Consider the following 2,309-nt stretch of genomic DNA (forward strand, 5'->3'; position numbering starts at 1 on the left):
CTCCGGCCGGCTGCACGCCCCCGTCCACGTCGTTCCCGCCCCGCACACGGCGGCGGTCCGCGGAGCCGCCCGGCTCCTCGAGGCGGCCCGGCTCCACCCGAGCACCCGCGGACCCGGTGCCGCCGGACCTGCGAACATGGTCTGATGCTGACCAGTACCGACATACGGATCGCCGCCGACACGCCCCTGCGGGAGGACGTGGCCGCGCTGCTCGACGAACACCTCCAGGACATGTACGCGACCAGCCCGCCGGAGTCCGTGCACGCCCTGGACCACGGCACGCTGGCGGGCGACGGGATCGTCTTCGTCACCGCGCGTGGAGCCGACGGCACCCTGCTGGGCTGCGGGGCGCTCAAGGAGCTGGGCGAGGACCACGGCGAACTGAAGTCGATGCGCACCACGGCCGCGGCCCGGGGCCGCGGCGTCGCCTCCGCGGTGCTGGAGCACCTCACCGCGCTGGCGGAGCGCGGCGGGTACCGGCGGCTGAGCCTGGAGACCGGCGTGGAGGACTACTTCGCGGCGGCCCGGCGGCTGTACGCGCGGCACGGGTTCACCGAGTGCGGACCGTTCGCCGACTACACCGACGACCCCAACAGCGTCTTCATGACCAAGGCCCTCTGACCGGTCCCCGAGGCCTCCGGCCCAGGGGGCGGGAGGGGGCGGGAAGGGGGCGGGAGCGGGGTGAATCGGGCAACGCCCGATCATCGCGCCGTGACCCTGCGACACTTCTCCGCAGGCGGGCACCCCCACCCCCGGCCGGGCCGGGGCCTCCACGAAGGACACCCGATGCGTTCCATCATCAGCAAGGCGGTCATCCCCGCGGCCGGTCTCGGCACGCGGTTCCTCCCCGCCACCAAGGCGACGCCCAAGGAGATGCTCCCGGTCGTCGACAAGCCGGCGATCCAGTACGTCGTCGAGGAGGCCGTCGCCGCCGGGCTCGACGACGTCCTGATGATCACGGGGCGCAACAAGCGCCCCCTGGAGGACCACTTCGACCGCAACTACGAGCTGGAGTCGGCCCTGCGGCGCAAGGGCGACGCCGACCGGCTCGCCCGGGTGCAGGAGTCGACGGACCTCGCCACCATCCACTACGTCCGCCAGGGCGATCCGCGGGGGCTCGGCCACGCCGTGCTCTGCGCCGCCCCGCACGTCGGCGACCAGGCGTTCGCGGTGCTGCTCGGCGACGACCTGATCGACCCGCGCGATCCGCTGCTCTCCCGCATGGTCGACGTCCGGGAGCGGCACGGCGGAAGCGTGGTCGCGCTGCTGGAGGTCGACCCCGCGCAGAGCCACCTCTACGGCTGCGCCGCCGTCGAGGCGACCGAGGAGGGCGACGTCGTCCGGGTGACCGGCCTGGTCGAGAAGCCGGCGCCGGGGACCGCGCCGTCGAACTACGCGGTCATCGGGCGGTACGTGCTCGACCCGGGCCTCTTCGACGTGCTGCGGCGGACCGAGCCGGGCCGCGGCGGCGAGATCCAGCTGACCGACGCCCTCCAGACGCAGGCCGCGGACGAGAAGATCTGCGGCCCGGTGCACGGCGTGCTCTTCCGCGGGCGGCGCTACGACACCGGCGACCGCGGCGACTACCTGCGCGCCATCGTGCGGCTCGCCAGCGAGCGGGAGGACCTGGGTCCGGAGTTCCGCGGCTGGCTCCGGGAGTTCGTGCGGGACGAGATCGACGGCGTGGCGCCCTGACCGCGGTGGCGCCGTGATCGAGTGGCGAGGGCGCGGGCGCGGAGTTCTCCTGGTAGGAGCACCACGTCCGCGTCCCGCGCCGAAGGACTGGAGATCATGACCGTCACCAGCGTCAACGAGGACTTCGACCAGCTCAGCCTCACCCTGGCCGCCGATTTCGACGCCCCCGTGGAGCAGGTGTGGCAGCTGTGGGCCGATCCGCGGAAGCTGGAGCGGTGGTGGGGGCCGCCGACCTACCCGGCCACCGTGGACGACTTCGACCTCAACCCGGGCGGCACGGTCACCTATCACATGACCGGTCCGGAGGGGGACCAGCCGCACGGCTGGTGGCGGGTCGGCTCGGTGGCCCCGCCGACCCATCTGGAGTTCACCGACGGGTTCGCCGACGACGACGGACGGCCGCTGTCCGACTCCCCCAAGATCGAGACGCGGGTCACCCTCACCCGGCGGGGCACCTCGGGCACCGGCACCCACATGGAGCTCTCGTCCCGGTTCCGCAGCCAGGACGAGATGCGGCAGATGTCCGACATGGGCATGGCCGAGGGCATGCGGGAGGCCGCCGGCCAGATGGACCGCCTGCTCGCCTGACCGCCTGCCCGCCGGTTCGCCCGACC

General features: G+C 73.5%; 3 protein-coding genes. All 3 read left to right on the forward strand.

Annotated elements, in window-relative coordinates; all coding sequences use genetic code 11:
- The first annotated feature begins 144 nt into the window (after positions 1-144).
- The 3 genes from HW445_RS27480 to HW445_RS27490 all read left to right on the forward strand — a co-directional run bounded on the left by HW445_RS27480 (position 145) and on the right by HW445_RS27490 (position 2,283).
- Positions 145-621, forward strand: coding sequence for a GNAT family N-acetyltransferase (locus tag HW445_RS27480; RefSeq protein WP_180223571.1), 477 nt, complete (start codon positions 145-147; stop codon positions 619-621).
- Between the two features lie 165 nt (positions 622-786).
- Complete coding sequence (gene galU, locus HW445_RS27485) at positions 787-1,695, forward strand: UTP--glucose-1-phosphate uridylyltransferase GalU (RefSeq protein WP_180223572.1); 909 nt, start codon at positions 787-789, stop codon at positions 1,693-1,695.
- 96 nt (positions 1,696-1,791) lie between these two features.
- On the forward strand, positions 1,792-2,283 hold the full coding sequence (locus tag HW445_RS27490; protein WP_180223573.1) for an SRPBCC domain-containing protein: 492 nt from the start codon (positions 1,792-1,794) through the stop codon (positions 2,281-2,283).
- Positions 2,284-2,309: the final 26 nt, after the last annotated feature.

It is taken from the genome of Streptomyces sp. UH6, assembly GCF_013421635.1.
Classification (GTDB): Bacteria; Actinomycetota; Actinomycetes; order Streptomycetales; family Streptomycetaceae; genus Streptomyces; species Streptomyces abyssomicinicus.